Raw genomic sequence first — 18480 nt, forward strand, 5'->3', positions numbered from 1 at the left:
CCTAAATAATTCGAGTTGTAGGAAGGCGACAAACGAGTGAATCCCCGGGAGCGTACATCAGTACGTGACTGGGGTATGAGTGAAGTTAACGCATCGACAACTTGAAGTATGACGGGGAATGGAGAACAAGATGAAACGTGCATTTATTATGGTGCTGGACTCCTTTGGTATTGGTGCGACTGAAGATGCGGATCGCTTTGGCGACGTAGGTTCAGACACTATGGGACATATTGCAGAAGCCTGTGCGAAAGGCGAAGCTGACAATGGTCGCAAAGGTCCGCTGAATCTGCCTAACCTGACCCGTCTGGGCCTGGTGAAAGCTCACGAAGGTTCTACCGGTAAAATTGCTGCTGGCATGGATGGCAATGCGGAAGTCGTGGGTGCCTATGCCTGGGCGCATGAACTCTCTTCCGGGAAAGACACGCCGTCTGGTCACTGGGAAATCGCGGGTGTGCCGGTTCTGTTTGACTGGGGCTATTTCTCTGATCACGAAAACAGCTTCCCGCAAGAGCTGCTGGATAAGCTGGTAAAACGTGCCAACCTGCCGGGTTATCTCGGTAACTGCCACTCTTCCGGTACGGTAATTCTGGACCAGTTGGGCGAAGAACATATGAAAACCGGCAAGCCGATTTTCTACACCTCCGCTGACTCCGTGTTCCAGATTGCTTGCCATGAAGAGACCTACGGTCTGGATAAACTCTACGAGCTGTGTGAAATCGCGCGCGAAGAGCTGACCGAAGGGGGCTACAACATTGGTCGCGTGATCGCGCGTCCGTTTATCGGCGATAAAGCCGGTAACTTCCAGCGTACCGGTAACCGTCACGATCTGGCCGTTGAACCGCCTGCGCCGACGGTACTGCAGAAACTGGTTGACGAGAAAAAAGGCCACGTTGTTTCCGTAGGTAAGATTGCGGACATTTACGCGAACTGCGGTATCACTAAAAAAGTGAAAGCGACCGGCCTGGACGCACTCTTCGACGCTACCCTTAAAGAGATGAAAGAAGCGGGTGATGAGACCATCGTCTTCACTAACTTCGTTGACTTCGACTCTTCCTGGGGTCACCGTCGCGATATCGCCGGTTATGCCGCGGGTCTGGAGCTGTTCGACCGTCGCCTGCCTGAGCTGATGGAGCTGGTGGGTGAAGATGACATTCTGATCCTGACGGCTGACCACGGTTGCGACCCGAGCTGGACCGGTACCGATCACACCCGTGAACACATTCCGGTGCTGATCTACGGCCCGAAAGTAAAACCAGGTTCACTGGGTCATCGTGAAACCTTCGCGGATATCGGTCAGACGCTGGCGAGCTACTTTGGTACGTCGCCGATGGACTACGGTAAAAACATGCTGTAATGCCCGTTGTTTTTCGCGCTGTAGATGCGTTGACTTCATTCGCTCACCCCGGTCACATAGTTAATCTATGCTCCCGGGGATTCACGAATTCGTCGCCTTCCTACAACGCGAAATCCTTAGGGTATTCGTCTCAATTTTAATTAAGGATAATTTATGGCAACTCCACATATTAATGCAGAAATGGGTGATTTCGCTGACGTCGTATTGATGCCGGGCGACCCGCTGCGTGCCAAGCACATTGCTGAAACTTTCCTCGAAGACGTACGTGAAGTGAACAACGTTCGCGGCATGTTAGGTTTTACCGGTACTTACAAAGGCCGCAAAATCTCTGTGATGGGTCACGGCATGGGTATCCCGTCCTGCTCCATCTATACCAAAGAGCTGATCACCGATTTTGGCGTGAAGAAAATCATTCGCGTGGGTTCCTGCGGCGCAGTCCGTATGGACGTCAAACTGCGTGACGTGGTTATCGGTATGGGTGCATGCACCGACTCCAAAGTTAACCGCATCCGCTTTAAAGATCATGACTTCGCTGCGATTGCTGACTTCGACATGGTGCGTAACGCGGTTGATGCTGCAAAAGCACTGGGTGTAGACGCGCGTGTTGGCAACCTGTTCTCCGCCGATCTGTTCTACTCCCCGGACGGTGAAATGTTCGACGTGATGGAAAAATACGGCGTGCTGGGCGTGGAAATGGAAGCGGCCGGTATCTACGGCGTTGCGGCTGAGTTTGGTGCAAAAGCGCTGACTATCTGTACCGTATCCGACCATATCCGTACGCATGAACAAACCTCTGCCGCTGAACGTCAAACGACCTTCAACGACATGATCAAAATCGCACTGGAATCTGTTCTGCTGGGCGATAAAGAGTAAGTGTTGTGATATGCCCGGTGGCGCTGCGCTTACCGGGCTACAATTCTCCTCGTTGGCTGGATCACCTTACTGCTCTGGCGATCCATGCCGACAGTTCCCGCAGCTCTTTTTCTTGCTCAGGGAAATCGATCCGCAACGCTTCACACGCCTGCGCCAGCTTATCCGCACGATACAAACATCCTTGCAGACGCACTGCCAGCGCTTCTAACGGCGCGGGGTTGAGGCTATCGGTAAAGACCTGCGCGCGCGTGATATGGCCTTTTTCGACATCGAAATGCAATTCGACGCCGCCCCAGGTGAAGCGCTCGTCCAGCAGATGCGAAAAGGCGGGGGCCTGACCAAAGTTCCACTCCCAGCTGCTCTGGCGGGCAAAGGTTTCGGCAAAATTCGGCAGATCTGGTGTTTTATCGGGGGAAATGATTTCCGCTTCTACGCGTTCGCCGTAATGTGCAAAAAAGGCGTCGGTAATGGCTTTGCATACGGCTTCATGCGTTACCCCCGGCAGCAGTTCGATCAGGTTTGCTACCCGTGAACGAACAGAGGTAATTCCTTTGGCCTCAAGCTTCTTCTTATCAGGATTTAGATAATTTGCCAGGCGGCTGAGATCGGCATTGAGCAACAGCGTTCCGTGGTGGAATCCGCGGTCTTTAGTTTCACGATACGCGGAGCCAGAGACTTTACGATCACCTTCGGGTGTTTTGACAACCAGATCGTTACGTCCTGAAGCATCGGCCTCGACGCCCAGTGTATTTAACGCATTGAGTACGATAGCGGTGGAGATGGTTTTGTCATATTCCGGTTTGCCGGCCATAAAGGTAAAGCAGGTATTGCCTAAGTCATGGAACACCGCGCCGCCGCCGCTGCTACGACGCGCCAGCCGAACGTTATCTTCTTCCATGCGCCGGGTATTGCACTCTTTCCATGGATTTTGCGCCCGGCCAATGACTACCGTGTCGGCATTGCGCCATAAAAACAGAACGCGCTGCGTGGCGGGCATCTGGCGAAAAATGCACTCTTCGACCGCGAGGTTAAACCACGGATCGTAAGAGTCTGAGATAAGCAGGCGTAGTGTGGTCATGGTTGATTTCCCTTTATCTTACTGTTTTTACTCTTTCTTCTCGCTGTCTTCTTCCTGCACCGGCTTGTTGGCGGTCAGCAGGAACGGCGATTGTTGCCAGCGGGTGCGTTTGCCCTGCAATAACGTGCGGGTCAGTACGACGCCAATCGCCAGTGACAGGAGCAGCATCAGGCGTAAAATGTTGGTGGTGTTATCCACCTGTTTTGCTTCGGTGGCGAGGGTGTGGGTATCAAGCGTCAGGCGCAAATAGCCCAGCGGCCCATTTTTCCCCTGAATGGGCTCGACAATTTGCTGATTAAAATAGCCTCCGGCTTTTTTACCGTCCAGCGCCAGGCGGTCACGCACATTCACGCTTTCACCTGTACGGGTAATCAGATCGCCCTGCTCATCGTAGACACCGGCATCCAGAATGCGGCTGCTTTCCGTTAACTGCATGAGTACCGCTTTGATGCGTTTCTCATCCGGCGTTTCAGTTCGCATCAACGGGGCGACGTTGATTGCGACCTGGCGGGCCAGCGTACGGGCCAGCTCCTCCAGTTGCGGATTGCGCTTCTGTTGATGGCTTTGACTAAACCAGGATGCGCCTTGCATGAGGGCGACAAGCAGCGCGAGACAGGACAATACAATCACTGCACGATGAAGTCGGAATTTCAGTTTTGCGCGAGCCATATTCCACCTGCTGAAAATTTGAGGCTTAATGTTGCCAGAAGCGCTGGTTACAAGGTAGCCTCATGCGTTATTTTCCCTGGATGATTCCGACCCGAACGATTTACAGGAGCTTTAATGCCTAACATTACCTGGTGCGATCTACCTGAAGATGTCTCTCTGTGGCCAGGTCTGCCCCTCTCTTTAAGCGGCGATGAAGTGATGCCGCTGGATTACCACGCGGGCCGGAGTGGCTGGCTGCTGTATGGTCGTGGGCTGGATAAACAACGTTTAACGCAATATCAGAGCAAACTGGGCGCGGCGATGGTGATCGTAGCGGCCTGGTGTGTCGAGGATTATCAGGTGATTCGCCTGGCGGGGTCGTTAACACCGCGGGCAGCGAAACTGGCGCATGATGCCAAACTGGATGTTGCGCCACTGGGTAAAATTCCGCATCTACGTACGCCGGGTTTGCTGGTGATGGATATGGACTCTACGGCTATCCAGATAGAGTGTATTGATGAGATTGCTAAGCTGGCCGGAACCGGCGAGATGGTGGCGGAAGTAACAGAACGCGCCATGCGCGGCGAGCTGGATTTTACCGCCAGTCTGCGTAGCCGTGTCGCGACCCTCAAGGGCGCGGATGCCAATATTCTGCTCCAGGTGCGCGAAAAATTACCGCTGATGCCTGGTCTGACTCAATTGGTACTGAAGCTTGAAACGCTGGGTTGGAAAGTGGCGATCGCCTCCGGCGGTTTTACCTTCTTTGCTGAATATCTGCGTGAAAAACTGCGATTGACTGCCGTGGTTGCCAATGAGCTGGAAATCATGGACGGCAAATTTACCGGCAACGTGATTGGCGACATTGTCGATGCCCAGTATAAAGCCGATACCTTAACCCGGCTGGCGCAGGAATATGAAATCCCGATGGCACAAACGGTCGCCATTGGCGATGGTGCCAACGATCTGCCGATGATCAAAACGGCAGGGCTGGGCATTGCGTACCATGCGAAGCCAAAAGTGAATGAAAAGACGGAGATTACTATCCGTCACGCTGACCTGATGGGGGTGTTCTGCATTCTCTCTGGCAGCATGAATCAAAAATAAAGAGGTAAAACGTGGCAAAAGCTCCTAAGCGCGCCTTTGTTTGTAACGAATGCGGGGCCGATTATCCGCGCTGGCAGGGGCAATGTAGCGCCTGTCAGGCCTGGAATACCATTACCGAGGTGCGTCTGGCGGCATCGCCAACGGTGGCGCGTAACGAGCGGCTCAGTGGTTATGCCGGGAATGCGGGCGTGGCGAAGGTTCAGAAACTGTCTGACATCAGCCTTGAGGAATTGCCGCGTTTTTCTACCGGTTTTAAAGAGTTTGACCGCGTGTTGGGCGGCGGTGTGGTGCCCGGCAGCGCCATTCTGATCGGGGGGAACCCTGGTGCGGGGAAATCAACCTTACTGCTGCAAACACTGTGCAAGCTTGCCGAGCAGATGAAGACCCTGTACGTCACGGGTGAAGAATCCCTGCAGCAGGTCGCGATGCGTGCGCATCGACTCGGCCTGCCGACAGCGAACCTGAACATGCTGTCGGAAACCAGCATCGAGCAAATCTGCCTGATTGCGGAAGAAGAACAGCCTAAGCTGATGGTTATCGACTCCATTCAGGTGATGCATATGGCGGACATTCAGTCTTCGCCAGGCAGCGTGGCTCAGGTCCGTGAAACTGCGGCTTATCTGACGCGCTTTGCCAAAACGCGCGGTGTGGCGATTGTAATGGTCGGTCACGTCACCAAAGACGGTTCACTCGCGGGGCCGAAGGTGCTGGAGCACTGTATTGACTGCTCGGTGCTGCTCGACGGTGATGCCGATTCCCGTTTTCGTACCCTGCGTAGCCATAAAAACCGCTTTGGTGCGGTGAATGAGCTTGGCGTCTTCGCGATGACCGAGCAGGGGCTGCGCGAAGTCAGCAACCCTTCTGCCATCTTTTTAAGTCGTGGTGATGAAGTCACTTCCGGCAGTTCGGTGATGGTGGTCTGGGAAGGGACGCGTCCGTTGCTGGTGGAGATCCAGGCGCTGGTCGATCACTCCATGATGTCCAACCCACGCCGCGTGGCTGTTGGGCTGGAACAAAACCGTCTGGCGATTCTGCTGGCGGTGCTGCACCGTCATGGTGGTTTGCAGATGGCGGATCAGGACGTTTTCGTCAACGTGGTGGGTGGCGTAAAAGTTACTGAAACCAGCGCAGACCTGGCGCTGCTGCTGGCAATGGTTTCCAGCCTTCGTGACCGTCCGCTGCCGCAGGATTTAGTCGTCTTTGGTGAAGTGGGGCTGGCGGGTGAAATTCGTCCTGTTCCCAGCGGTCAGGAGCGTATTTCGGAAGCCGCGAAGCACGGTTTTCGTCGGGCGATAGTGCCCGCCGCTAACGTACCGAAGAAAGTGCCGGAAGGGATGCAGATCTTTGGTGTTAAAAAACTTTCTGACGCACTGAGTGTCTTTGACGACTTATAATTAACTACCCGTCGTCTTTTCGGCGACAGGGCGGTGAAGTGCCGGATGGCGGCGATGCCTTATCCGGCCTGTGTTTTTTCAGCAGGAGGCTCTTGTGTCATTTGATTATCTGAAAACTGCCATTAAGCAAAAGGGCTGCACGCTGCAACAAGTGGCGGATGCCAGTGGCATGACCAAGGGTTATTTAAGCCAGCTTTTGAATGCCAAAATCAAAAGTCCCAGCGCGCAAAAACTGGAGGCGCTGCACCGTTTTCTGGGGCTGGAGTTTCCCCGCCAGCAGAAAAACATCGGTGTGGTATTTGGTAAGTTTTATCCGCTGCATACCGGTCATATCTATCTGATCCAGCGCGCCTGTAGCCAGGTCGATGAACTGCATATCATCATGGGTTATGACGATACGCGCGATCGTAGTCTGTTTGAGGACAGCGCCATGTCTCAACAGCCCACGGTTTCCGATCGTTTACGCTGGCTGCTGCAAACGTTCAAATATCAGAAAAATATCCGCATTCACGCGTTCAATGAAGAGGGCATGGAACCCTATCCGCATGGTTGGGATGTCTGGAGTAACGGGATCAAAACGTTCATGCAGGAGAAAGGGATCCAACCTAACTGGATCTACACCTCTGAAGCGGCTGACGCCCCGCAATATCTGGAGCATCTTGGGATTGAAACCGTACTGGTTGATCCCAAACGGACGTTTATGAGCATCAGTGGCGCGCAAATTCGTGAAAACCCGTTCCGCTACTGGGAGTATATCCCCACCGAAGTGAAGCCGTTTTTTGTGCGTACCGTGGCGATCCTCGGCGGCGAGTCGAGCGGCAAATCGACGCTGGTGAACAAGCTTGCCAATATTTTTAATACCACCAGTGCGTGGGAATACGGGCGTGACTATGTCTTCTCCCATTTGGGTGGCGACGAGATGGCGCTGCAGTATTCCGATTACGATAAAATTGCGCTAGGGCAGGCGCAATACATTGATTTCGCTGTTAAGTACGCCAATAAAGTGGCATTTATCGATACCGATTTCGTCACGACTCAGGCGTTCTGTAAAAAGTATGAAGGGCGTGAACACCCGTTTGTGCAGGCGTTGATTGATGAGTACCGCTTTGATCTGGTGATCCTCCTGGAAAACAATACCCCATGGGTTGCTGATGGGCTGCGAAGTCTTGGCAGTTCGGTTGACCGTAAGGCGTTTCAGTCGCTGCTGGTCGAAATGCTGCAAGAAAACAACATCGACTTTGTCCACGTAAAAGAACCCGACTACGATGGCCGATTCCTGCGTTGTGTGGAGCTGGTTAAAGAGTTGATGGGCGAGCAGGGGTAGGTTGAAGTGCCGGATGGCGATGTAACGACCATCCGGCCAGCGTCCGTAAGCCCGATAAGCGAAGCGCTATCGGGCATCTGAACGATTACTTAGAAATACGCTTGTACTTAATACGCTTCGGCTCCAGCGCATCAGCGCCCAGCGTGCGTTTCTTGTACTCTTCGTATTCGGTGAAGTTACCTTCAAAGAACTCGACTTTCCCTTCATCCTGGTAATCCAGAATGTGAGTCGCGATACGGTCGAGGAACCAACGGTCGTGCGAGATAACCATCGCGCAGCCCGGGAATTCCAGCAGGGCGTTTTCCAGTGCGCGCAGGGTTTCGATATCCAGGTCGTTGGTCGGTTCATCGAGCAGCAGCATGTTGCCGCCAACCTGCAGCAGCTTCGCCAGGTGCAGACGACCACGTTCACCACCGGACAATTCGCCGACGCGTTTACCCTGATCAACACCTTTGAAGTTGAAGCGGCCTACGTAAGCGCGGCTTGGCATTTCGGTGTTGCCGATACGCATGATATCCAGCCCGCCAGAAACTTCTTCCCACACGGTTTTGCTGTTATCCATTGCGTCACGGAACTGGTCAACAGACGCCAGCTTCACGGTTTCACCCAGCTCAATGGTGCCGCTATCAGGCTGTTCCTGACCGGACAACATACGGAACAGCGTCGATTTACCCGCGCCGTTCGGCCCGATGATGCCGACGATAGCCCCTTTTGGTACGGAGAAGCTCAGATCGTCAATCAGAACGCGATCGCCGTAAGATTTACGCAGGTTGCTGACCTCAACGACTTTATCGCCCAGACGTGGTCCAGGTGGAATAAACAGTTCGTTGGTTTCGTTACGTTTCTGGTATTCGGTGTTGTTGAGTTCTTCAAAGCGCGCCAGACGGGCTTTGCCCTTCGACTGACGGCCTTTAGCGCCCTGGCGTACCCACTCCAGCTCTTTCTCAATGGATTTACGGCGAGCAGCTTCCTGAGAGGCTTCCTGCGCCAGACGCTGATCTTTCTGCTCCAGCCAGGAGGAGTAGTTACCTTCCCACGGAATACCTTCACCGCGGTCAAGCTCCAGAATCCATCCGGCAACGTTATCCAGGAAGTAACGGTCGTGGGTAATCGCCACAACGGTACCTTCGAAGTCGTGCAGGAAGCGTTCCAGCCATGCCACGGATTCCGCATCCAGGTGGTTGGTCGGTTCGTCGAGCAGCAGCATGTCTGGTTTTTCCAGCAGCAGGCGGCACAGCGCTACGCGGCGGCGTTCACCACCGGAAAGCTTCTCAATTTTGGCATCCCAGTCCGGCAGACGCAGTGCGTCGGCGGCACGTTCGAGTTGCACGTTGAGGTTATGACCGTCGTGCGCCTGAATAATTTCTTCAAACTTGCCTTGTTGCGCGGCAAGTTTATCGAAGTCGGCATCCGGCTCGGCGTACTTGGCGTACACTTCATCCAGACCTTTCAGGGCGTTAACGACTTCGGCAACGGCTTCTTCAACCGATTCACGAACGGTATGTTCTGGGTTCAGCTTCGGTTCCTGCGGCAGGTAACCGATTTTGATACCTGGCTGCGGACGCGCTTCGCCTTCGATATCAGTGTCAATGCCGGCCATGATGCGCAGCAGGGTAGATTTACCCGCGCCGTTCAGACCGAGCACACCGATTTTGGCGCCAGGGAAGAAGCTCAGAGAGATGTTTTTAAGAATATGACGTTTCGGCGGAACCACTTTGCCGACACGATGCATGGTATAAACGAATTGGGCCACGTTGGACTCGCCTCTCATCTATTTTGGTGAAGAGTTATCAAAGGCGAAGTGTAGCTGTTTTCACTGTCCAATCCCAGCCAGCAGATCTCACTCGCAACAAAAGTAAAAAAGTGTCCGTGACGTGGCACATTCCGCAATGTCTGGTTAGCATGAATTAATTAAGCGGCATGATGCTGCACAGACATAACACGACAAGAGGAAGAGCTTGTGGACAAAGCCAAACAATTTACCTGGCGCTTGCTGGCGGCCAGCGTATGTCTGCTGACGGTAAGTCAAGTGGCGAGAGCCGATTCTCTGGATGAGCAGCGTAATCGCTATGCGCAAATTAAGCAGGCCTGGGACAACCGACAGATGGATGTCGTGGAGCAGATGATGCCGGGTCTGAAGAGCTATCCTTTGTATCCCTACCTTGAATATCGCCAGATCACTGACGATCTGATGAATCAGCCGACCATTACCGTCACGAATTTTGTGCGCGCGAATCCGACCCTGCCGCCTGCCCGTACATTGCAATCACGATTCGTCAACGAACTGGCTCGCCGCGAAGACTGGCGCGGGTTGCTGGCGTTCAGCCCGGATAAACCCGGCACGACCGAAGCGCAATGTAACTACTACTATGCGAAATGGAGCACCGGACAAACAGAGGAAGCCTGGCAAGGGGCGAAAGATCTTTGGCTCACCGGTAAAAGTCAGCCTAATGCCTGCGATAAATTATTCGGCGTATGGCGGGCATCGGGGACTCAGGATCCGCTGGCCTATCTGGAGCGAATTCGCCTGGCGATGAAAGCGGGCAACACAGGGCTGGTGACCGCACTGGCTGGACAAATGCCTGCGGAGTATCAGACGATTGCGTCGGCGATCATCGCGCTGGCAAACGATCCTAATTCTGTCATGACGTTTGCCCGCACGACCGGCGCGACGGATTTTACCCGCCAGATGGCGGCGGTCGCGTTTGCCAGCGTGGCGCGTCAGGACGTGGAAAATGCACGCTTGATGATCCCATCTTTGGCGCAGGCACAACAGCTCAATGATGATCAAACACAGGAACTGCGTGATATCGTCGCCTGGCGTTTGATGGGCAACGATGTGACTGACGAGCAGGCCAAATGGCGTGATGACGCCATTATGCGATCACAATCAACCACGCTGGTGGAACGCCGGGTGCGGATGGCGCTGGGTACCGGCGATCGTCGCGGCCTGAATACCTGGCTGGCGCGGTTACCGATGGAAGCAAAAGAGAAAGATGAATGGCGCTACTGGCAAGCGGATCTCCTGCTTGAGCGAGGGCGTGACGCCGAAGCGAAAGAGATCCTGCATTCGTTGATGCAGCAACGCGGCTTCTACCCGATGGTCGCGGCGCAAAGATTGGGTGAAGAGTATGAGCTGAAAGTGGACAAAGCGCCTGCGGATGTTGACCCAGCCCTGACGCAAGGGCCGGAGATGGCGCGTGTTCGCGAGCTGATGTACTGGAATATGGATAACACCGCGCGCAGTGAATGGGCTAATCTGGTGACCAGCCGGACGAAGTCTGAACAGGCGCAACTGGCGCGTTACGCCTTCAACAACCACTGGTGGGATCTGAGCGTGCAGGCCACGATCGCCGGAAAACTGTGGGATCATCTGGAAGAGCGTTTCCCACTGGCCTACAACGATCTGTTTACCCGCTATACCAGTGGGACAGACGTTCCGCAAAGTTACGCGATGGCGATTGCTCGTCAGGAAAGCGCCTGGAACCCGAAGGTGAAATCTCCGGTTGGGGCCAGTGGGTTAATGCAGATTATGCCGGGTACGGCGACGCATACCGTGAAAATGTTCTCGATCCCGGGTTACAGCAGCCCTGGTCAGCTGTTAGATCCTGAAACCAACATCAATATCGGTACCCGCTATCTGCAGTATGTGTATCAGCAATTTGGCAACAACCGTATCTTTGCTTCTGCGGCCTATAATGCCGGACCGGGGCGCGTTCGTACCTGGCTTGGCAATAGCGCAGGGCGAATTGACGCGGTGGCATTTGTAGAAAGTATTCCGTTCTCTGAGACCCGTGGGTACGTGAAAAACGTACTGGCGTACGACGCCTATTATCGTTACTTCCTCGGAGATAAACCCGAGTTGATGAGTGACGCAGAATGGCAACGTCGTTACTGATCGTGTCGATTGTGTTATGCTATCGTACTCGTTAAAGAGTACAAATGGGGGGAAGCAAGCACGCTTCCCCCGTAACGATGGCGACAATTTATGACTCAGCAATCACCCTATTCAGCAGAGATGGCAGAACAACGTCACCAGGAGTGGTTACGTTTTGTCGATCTACTAAAACACGCCTACGACCAGGATTTACACCAGCCGCTGCTTAATTTGATGTTAACGCCGGATGAGCGCGAAGCGCTGGGAACGCGTGTGCGCATTATTGAAGAATTGCTGCGTGGCGAGATGAGCCAGCGCGAGTTAAAAAATGAACTCGGGGCTGGCATCGCCACCATTACGCGTGGTTCGAACAGTCTTAAATCCGCACCGGTAGAGTTGCGCCAGTGGCTGGAACAGGTGCTGCTCGGCAAAAGTTGAAAATTGCCTGATGGCGAGGCTGTCACGGCTTATCAGGCCTACAAATGACGCCGGGCCACCCTCCGGTAACCGTTACCGATATACCGCATTATGAAACGGGCTGAGCGCCAGAATCACGGCCTGATGATAGACGCTGGCTCGCGTCAGTTTACCCGCAGTAAATACGCCGATAGCCCCTTCTTTGCGGCCAATCTCATCAATACCCGTATACTGTGACATCACCGGGCCTAACGCTTCACCCTGACGTACTCTTTCGAGAATGACTGCGGGCAACGGTAGCGTGGCTGAACGCGCCTCGCCGCGCTGAATACCGTTATCAATGACCACCCAGCTGAAGGTGGCATCGTCATCAATACCCGCTTCAATGGCTACCCAGAAGTCGGCCTCAGGGTGCTGTCGGCGTGCATTCTCCACCCGATTCCGTGCGCCAGTGCGCGTTTCCTGGCTTCCAAAAGGTTGTTCCGGCACACCGCTCTCGACGGCGACGGGTTCGATATGGCAGGATCCTTCCCCGAAAATCTCTTCAAATGCCCGTAGAATTGCCTGAATTTTGGCAGGATTGGTGGTAGCAGAGATAACCTTGTGCATAATTAAGCTCAGTTTGAAAATTCATCGCATCGCAGTATAACGGAAAAAAAGCATGTTACAGGTATACCTTGTCCGCCACGGTGAAACACAGTGGAACGCCGAGCGACGTATTCAAGGCCAGTCAGACAGCCCGCTCACCGCTAAAGGTGAGCAGCAAGCTATGCAGGTTGGCGAACGCGCGCGTTCGCTTGGCATTACGCATGTCATCAGTAGTGATTTAGGTCGTACACGCCGTACAGCAGAGATCATCGCCCAGGCTTGTGGCTGTGATATTACCTTTGATCCCCGCCTGCGTGAGCTGAATATGGGCGTGCTGGAAAAACGTCATATCGACACGCTGACCCAGGAAGAAGAGGGCTGGCGTCGCCAGTTGGTGAATGGCACGGTTGATGGTCGTATCCCGGAAGGAGAGTCGATGCAGGAACTGGGAGTGCGTGTCAACGCCGCCCTGGCATCCTGTCTGGAACTGCCGCAGGGGAGCCGCCCACTGCTGGTGAGTCACGGTATTGCTCTGGGTTGCCTGGTAAGTACCATTCTGGGATTGCCTGCATGGGCGGAGCGTCGGTTACGTCTGCGTAACTGCTCAATTTCTCGCGTCGATTATCAGGAAAGCTTGTGGCTGGCGCCGGGATGGGTGGTTGAAACCGCAGGAGACATCTCGCATCTCGATGCCCCTGCGTTGGATGAACTGCAGCGTTAGCGGCGAATAGGGATAAGGAATTCGCAGCGCAGGTTAATAGGGCGATCGCCTGCTTTGGCATCTTCTGCCGGGTAGTATCGCTCTATATCCTGACCTTTACGGCGCGTCAGGTTCAGCATTGGCATACAGGTGCCATAGACCGTCAGAATAAATTCCTGCACGCCAGTTCCCAGACCTTCGTACGTGAACATCACATATTCGCCACCCTGCAGCAGGATGGGTTGTGCTGATTGTACGTAGCCATTGGCCTGTTCAGGCGTCAGTGCGGTGGTATAGAACACTTCCTGTTCGTCATCTTTCTCAAAGCTGGGGCGCGTTTCGTTAAGTCCATACAGGACGGGCGGAATGGCAGGCGCCTGGCTGAGGAAGTCACGCCAGAACTGGATACGCATTTCATGACGGAAATCAGAGATCTGTTCCAGCGAGCAGGAGTAGCTTTGCGTGGTGCCGAGCAGTTGTGTATCTTCCAGCGTCACGAACTGATGCGGCGGCATGGCAAATTCCCCGAGTCGCATCGGCGGGCGAATGCCAAATGCGCTCCACTCCGGTGAACGGCGGTAAAGCGCCGGCGTTTGGGAAAATTGCTTTTTGAACGCGCGGGTAAACGTTTGTTGAGAGTCGAAGCGGTATTGCAGCGCAATATCCAGAATCGGTCGTGCAGTCAGGCGTAGCGCCACTGCGGACTTCGATAAACGACGAGCGCGGATGTAGGCGCCAATAGCATGGCCCGTCACGTCCTTAAACATTCTCTGCAGGTGCCACTTGGAATAGCCCGCTTTTGCCGCCACATTGTCAAGCGACAGAGGCTGATCCAGATGACCTTCCAGCCAGACTAAGAGGTCGCGAATAATGCCTGCCTGATCCATATAATATCCTCATCCTTTCAACAACGAGTACCTGACGTCAGGTATGTGGATAATAGCATTTTTTGCTGTTTTAGCATTCAGTGTTTTTTTTGCTCATAAGTGCTTTTTTCGGTCATCCGAAAGCGTGATTATTGTAATCATGTGATCTATATACATTTTATCTTTAAATGTTGAATAATTGCACAGTGTCACTTTAAAAAATGGTAACAATATGAAATATAAGAGCTTAGTCATTTCCTCAATTTTGATGATGTTGGCGCAGGTTGCTCATGCGGAGCAGATTGGATCCGTTGATACGGTATTCAAAATGTTTGGACCCGATCATAAGATTGTGGTCGAAGCGTTTGATGACCCGGATGTCACCAATGTGACCTGTTATGTTAGCCGCGCGAAAACCGGCGGTATCAAGGGCGGTCTGGGGTTGGCTGAAGATACGTCCGATGCCGCGATCTCCTGTCAGCAGGTGGGGCCGGTGGAACTGAGCGACAGAATTAAGAACGGTAAAGCGCAGGGCGAAGTCGTCTTTAAGAAACGTACCTCGCTGGTGTTTAAATCGTTACAGGTTGTACGCTTTTACGACGCGAAGCGTAATGCGCTGGCGTACCTGGCCTATTCCGATAAGGTTGTTGATGGATCGCCTAAAAATGCCATCAGCGCGGTGCCTATTATGCCGTGGCGACAATAACAAGGAAGCAATATGCAACAGGCGCGGGTCTGGTTAGTTGAGGATGAGCAGGGAATAGCGGACACGCTTATCTACATGCTGCAGCAGGAAGGTTTTAGCGTGGAAGCGTTTGAGCGCGGATTGCCTGTGCTGGAAAGCGCGCGCCAGCGATGCCCCGACGCGATAATCCTTGATGTCGGTCTCCCTGATATCAGCGGTTTTGAACTGTGTCGGCGCTTGCTGGAATACCATCCGGCGTTGCCCATCCTTTTCCTGACGGCGCGTAGCGATGAAGTTGATCGCCTGTTGGGGCTGGAAATTGGCGCGGATGATTATGTGGCGAAACCCTTTTCTCCGCGTGAAGTGTGCGCGCGCGTGCGCACATTGCTTAGACGGGTGAAGAAATTTGCCGCGCCGTCATTGGCCACGCGTTGTGGTGATTTTGAACTCAATGAACCGGCGGCGCAGATCACCTGGTTTGGGAAACCGTTAACGCTGACGCGCTACGAATTTCTGTTGCTGAAAACATTGTTGATGTCGCCAGGACGTATCTATTCTCGTCAGCAGTTGATGGATTTAGTCTGGGCAGATGCTCAGGATACGTTTGACAGGACGGTGGATACGCACATCAAAACGTTACGAGCCAAACTGCGTGCCATTAACCCCGACCTCTCGCCCATTAACACACATCGCGGTATGGGATACAGCCTGAGGATCACCTGATGCGCATAGGTATGCGTCTGCTGCTGGGCTATTTTCTGATCGTGGCCGTCGCCGCCTGGTTCGTTCTGTCTATCTTTGTGCAGGAGATCAAGCCAGGCGTTCGTCGAGCGACCGAAGGCACGTTGATTGATACGGCTACGCTGCTGGCTGCGCTGGCGCGCGACGACGTGCTCTCTGGTTCCCCCGCCAATGGCAAGCTGGCGCAGGCGTTTTCGCAACTGAACAATCGCCCCTTTCGCGCCAATATCAGCGGCATCAGCAAAGTGCGTAATGAATATCACGTCTATATGACCGACGCGCAGGGCAAAGTGTTGTTTGATTCTGCCAATAAAGCGGTGGGGCAAGATTACTCTCGCTGGAACGATGTCTGGTTAACGCTGCGTGGGCAGTATGGCGCACGGAGTACGCTGCAAAATCCACATGATCCTGAAAGCTCGGTTATGTACGTTGCTGCGCCGATTTTTGATGGTGAACGTATCATCGGCGTTCTGAGTGTGGGTAAATCGAATGCGGCGATGGCACCGGTCATCCAACGTAGCGAACGGCGGATGCTGTGGGCGAGTGCCGTATTGCTGGGAATTGCATTAGTGATTGGCGCAGGCATGGTGTGGTGGATTAACCGTTCTATTGCCCGGCTGGCGCGCTATGCGGATTCCGTTACGGAGAACCGGCCCGTTGCTTTACCTGATTTAGGCAGCACTGAGTTACGCAAACTGGCGCAGGCGCTGGAAAGCATGCGTCTGAAGCTCGAAGGTAAGAATTACATCGAACAGTACGTCTATGCGTTGACCCATGAACTAAAAAGCCCACTGGCGGCTATTCGTGGGGCCGCCGAAATCTTGCGCGAAGGCCCACCTCCCAACGTGGTGGCGCGTTTTACCGATAATATTCTGACGCAAAATGCGCGTATGCAGGCGTTGGTTGAAACCCTGTTACGCCAGGCGAGACTGGAAAATCGACAGGATATAACCTTCTCTCTGGTGGCCGTTGATGCACTGTTTACCCAACTGTGTGAAGCGCGCAGTGTGCAGCTTGCCGCGAAGAACATCACTCTGACTATTAAGCCTTCATCATTGACTGTTGCCGCTGATCCGGCGTTGCTGGAGCAGGCGGTGGGTAATTTGCTGGATAACGCTATCGACTTTACTCCTCAGAACGGGACGATTGTTCTGTGCGCACAGCCGCAGGAGGAGAAAGTCGTATTGCAGGTCATCGATAGCGGTAGCGGGATCCCGGATTTTGCGCTGCCGCGTATTTTTGAACGTTTCTACTCGCTTCCCCGTGAGAATGGGCAGAAGAGTAGCGGTTTGGGGCTGGCGTTTGTGCGCGAAGTTGCGCGGCTGCTGCAAGGCGAAGTGACGGTATGCAATCGCCCTGAAGGTGGGACGCAGGCATCGTTTACACTTCACCGTCACTTCACATAACTTCAAATTCTCCGCACATAGCTGTTCTACCTTGCGGGTATTGCAAAGGAGAACACTATGTTGAAATCACCCCTGTTTTGGAAAATCGTCACCTTAAGTGGTGCAATACTGCTGTTGCTTATTCCCTTGACGATGGTCAGACAGATAATCGTTGAGCGCTCGGATTACCGTGACAAAGTGGATCGTGCCATCCGCCAGAGCACCAGTGGGCCGCAAAATATGGTCGGCCCGCTGATCGCCATCCCTGTGACCGAACTGTATACCGAGCAGGAAGATAACAAAGAGATTCAGCGGAAACGCAGCTATATCCACTTCTGGCTACCGGAATCGTTAGTGATTGAGGGAAACCAGAACGTCGAAGCGCGTAAGATCGGTATTTACGAGGGGCAGGTCTGGCATAACGATGTGTCGGTGAAGGCGGAGTTTAATGCTGAGCGTCTGAGTGAGTTGAATCATCCCAATATCACCGTGGGAAAACCGTTTGTTGTGGTTAGTGTGGGGGATGCCCGTGGGATTGGGGTCGTCAATACGTCGCAGGTCAACGGAACATCACTGGCTGTTGAACCTGGCACGGGGCTGAACGGGCGTACGCAGGGTATCCATATTCCGCTACCTGATGCAGGCTGGGCACAGCAAAACCTGAGTCTGGCGCTTTCGCTCACGTTGAGTGGTACCGGCGATTTCTCGGTGGTTCCGGTTGGGCGTAACAGCGAAATGACCTTAACCAGCAACTGGCCGCATCCTAACTTTCTGGGGGATTTTCTTCCGGCGAAGCGTGAGATCAGCGAGTCAGGATTCAAGGCTCAATGGCAAAGCAGTTGGTTCGCCAATAATCTGGGAGAACGCTTTGATGGCGGCAAAATTAGCTGGCAGAGTATGCCCGCGTTTAGCGTTGCTGTCGCAACACCTGCGGATCAGTATCAGTTAACAGACAGAGCAACTAAATACGCCATCTTACTGATCGTGCTGACCTTTATGTCTTTCTTTGTGCTGGAAAGCATGACCAGCTTGCGGCTGCATCCTATGCAGTATCTGCTGGTGGGGTTATCGCTGGTGATGTTCTATCTGTTGCTGCTGGCGCTGTCAGAACATATAGGCTTTACGGCAGCCTGGATTATCGCCAGCCTGGTGGGCGCATTGATGAATGGCGTTTATTTACAGGCGGTATTACAAGGATGGCGTAGCAGTATCGTGTTCACCCTGGCGCTGTTAGCACTGGATGGCGTAATGTGGGTGCTGCTGCGTTCGCAGGACAGTGCCTTACTGTTGGGAACCGGTGTGCTGCTATTGGCGCTTTGTGCGGTGATGTTCCTGACGCGTCATCTTGACTGGCATTCGCTTGCTGTGTCGAAACCTAAATCTGCCGAATTACCACACGCAGAATTAAAGCCTGAAGACGATGCTTTGCGAGTGTGGAAGTAGCCA

17 protein-coding genes are annotated in these 18480 nt (G+C 53.7%); 12 read left to right on the forward strand and 5 right to left on the reverse strand.

The annotated features are described in order from the left end of the window. The first annotated feature begins 130 nt into the window (after positions 1–130). Positions 131–1354, forward strand: coding sequence for a phosphopentomutase (deoB, locus tag N7268_RS08475; protein ID WP_198906565.1), 1224 nt, complete (start codon positions 131–133; stop codon positions 1352–1354). Positions 1355–1507: 153 nt separating this feature from the next. After that, entirely contained in the window at positions 1508–2227 is a 720-nt protein-coding gene (gene deoD, locus N7268_RS08480; RefSeq protein WP_260862482.1) for a purine-nucleoside phosphorylase, read from the forward strand. 61 nt (positions 2228–2288) lie between these two features. Here deoD and lplA read toward each other — a convergent pair whose 3' ends face one another. Next, on the reverse strand, positions 2289–3305 hold the full coding sequence (gene lplA / locus N7268_RS08485; protein ID WP_260862483.1) for a lipoate--protein ligase LplA: 1017 nt from the start codon (positions 3303–3305) through the stop codon (positions 2289–2291). 27 nt (positions 3306–3332) lie between these two features. Then, positions 3333–3974: a YtjB family periplasmic protein gene (locus tag N7268_RS08490; RefSeq protein WP_260862484.1), complete on the reverse strand. Its 642-nt coding sequence runs from the start codon at positions 3972–3974 to the stop codon at positions 3333–3335. A gap of 114 nt (positions 3975–4088) precedes the next feature. Between N7268_RS08490 and serB the strand changes: the two genes are divergently transcribed. The 3 genes from serB to nadR all read left to right on the forward strand — a co-directional run bounded on the left by serB (position 4089) and on the right by nadR (position 7775). Next, a complete protein-coding gene (serB, locus tag N7268_RS08495; RefSeq protein ID WP_260862485.1) occupies positions 4089–5057 on the forward strand; it encodes a phosphoserine phosphatase in 969 nt (322 codons plus the stop codon). Positions 5058–5068: 11 nt separating this feature from the next. Further along, positions 5069–6451, forward strand: coding sequence for a DNA repair protein RadA (gene radA / locus N7268_RS08500; RefSeq protein ID WP_260862486.1), 1383 nt, complete (start codon positions 5069–5071; stop codon positions 6449–6451). 94 nt (positions 6452–6545) lie between these two features. Further along, entirely contained in the window at positions 6546–7775 is a 1230-nt protein-coding gene (nadR, locus tag N7268_RS08505; protein WP_409929183.1) for a multifunctional transcriptional regulator/nicotinamide-nucleotide adenylyltransferase/ribosylnicotinamide kinase NadR, read from the forward strand. 85 nt (positions 7776–7860) lie between these two features. Here nadR and ettA read toward each other — a convergent pair whose 3' ends face one another. Next, positions 7861–9528 (reverse strand): energy-dependent translational throttle protein EttA, encoded by a 1668-nt coding sequence (gene ettA, locus N7268_RS08510; protein ID WP_260862488.1) that lies wholly within the window; start codon positions 9526–9528, stop codon positions 7861–7863. Positions 9529–9735: 207 nt separating this feature from the next. On the opposite strand from ettA, the gene sltY reads away from it, so the two are divergent. Then, a complete protein-coding gene (sltY, locus tag N7268_RS08515; protein WP_260862489.1) occupies positions 9736–11673 on the forward strand; it encodes a murein transglycosylase in 1938 nt (645 codons plus the stop codon). Between the two features lie 90 nt (positions 11674–11763). Next, positions 11764–12090, forward strand: coding sequence for a trp operon repressor (gene trpR / locus N7268_RS08520; RefSeq protein ID WP_260862490.1), 327 nt, complete (start codon positions 11764–11766; stop codon positions 12088–12090). Positions 12091–12162: 72 nt separating this feature from the next. On the opposite strand, the gene yjjX is transcribed toward trpR, so the two are convergent. Continuing rightward, on the reverse strand, positions 12163–12678 hold the full coding sequence (gene yjjX, locus N7268_RS08525; protein WP_260862491.1) for an inosine/xanthosine triphosphatase: 516 nt from the start codon (positions 12676–12678) through the stop codon (positions 12163–12165). Positions 12679–12730: 52 nt separating this feature from the next. Here yjjX and gpmB point away from each other — a divergent pair, with 52 nt between their 5' ends. Beyond that, positions 12731–13378 carry a 2,3-diphosphoglycerate-dependent phosphoglycerate mutase GpmB gene (gpmB, locus tag N7268_RS08530; RefSeq protein WP_260862493.1) on the forward strand — a complete coding sequence of 216 codons (648 nt, stop codon included), beginning with the start codon at positions 12731–12733 and terminating at the stop codon, positions 13376–13378. Here gpmB and robA read toward each other — a convergent pair. After that, positions 13375–14244 (reverse strand): MDR efflux pump AcrAB transcriptional activator RobA, encoded by an 870-nt coding sequence (gene robA, locus N7268_RS08535; RefSeq protein ID WP_198906554.1) that lies wholly within the window; start codon positions 14242–14244, stop codon positions 13375–13377. The two genes, gpmB and robA, sit on opposite strands and share 4 nt — an antisense overlap. Positions 14245–14455: 211 nt before the next feature. On the opposite strand from robA, the gene creA reads away from it, so the two are divergent. Genes creA through creD form a run of 4 tightly spaced genes read left to right on the forward strand, consistent with a single transcriptional unit; the run spans position 14456 to position 18477 of the window. Next, the gene (creA, locus tag N7268_RS08540) at positions 14456–14929 is read left to right on the forward strand and encodes a protein CreA (RefSeq protein WP_198906553.1); all 474 of its coding nucleotides are present in this window, start codon (positions 14456–14458) and stop codon (positions 14927–14929) included. A gap of 12 nt (positions 14930–14941) precedes the next feature. Next, positions 14942–15631, forward strand: a complete 690-nt coding sequence (gene creB, locus N7268_RS08545; protein ID WP_260862494.1) for a two-component system response regulator CreB — start codon at positions 14942–14944, stop codon at positions 15629–15631. Beyond that, a complete protein-coding gene (creC, locus tag N7268_RS08550; protein WP_260862495.1) occupies positions 15631–17055 on the forward strand; it encodes a two-component system sensor histidine kinase CreC in 1425 nt (474 codons plus the stop codon). Before creB ends, creC begins: the two co-directional genes overlap by 1 nt. A 57-nt stretch (positions 17056–17112) precedes the next feature. Then, positions 17113–18477 (forward strand): cell envelope integrity protein CreD, encoded by a 1365-nt coding sequence (gene creD, locus N7268_RS08555; RefSeq protein WP_260862496.1) that lies wholly within the window; start codon positions 17113–17115, stop codon positions 18475–18477. Positions 18478–18480 lie beyond the last annotated feature (3 nt).

It is taken from the genome of Citrobacter sp. Marseille-Q6884 (assembly GCF_945906775.1).
GTDB lineage: Bacteria > Pseudomonadota > Gammaproteobacteria > Enterobacterales > Enterobacteriaceae > Citrobacter.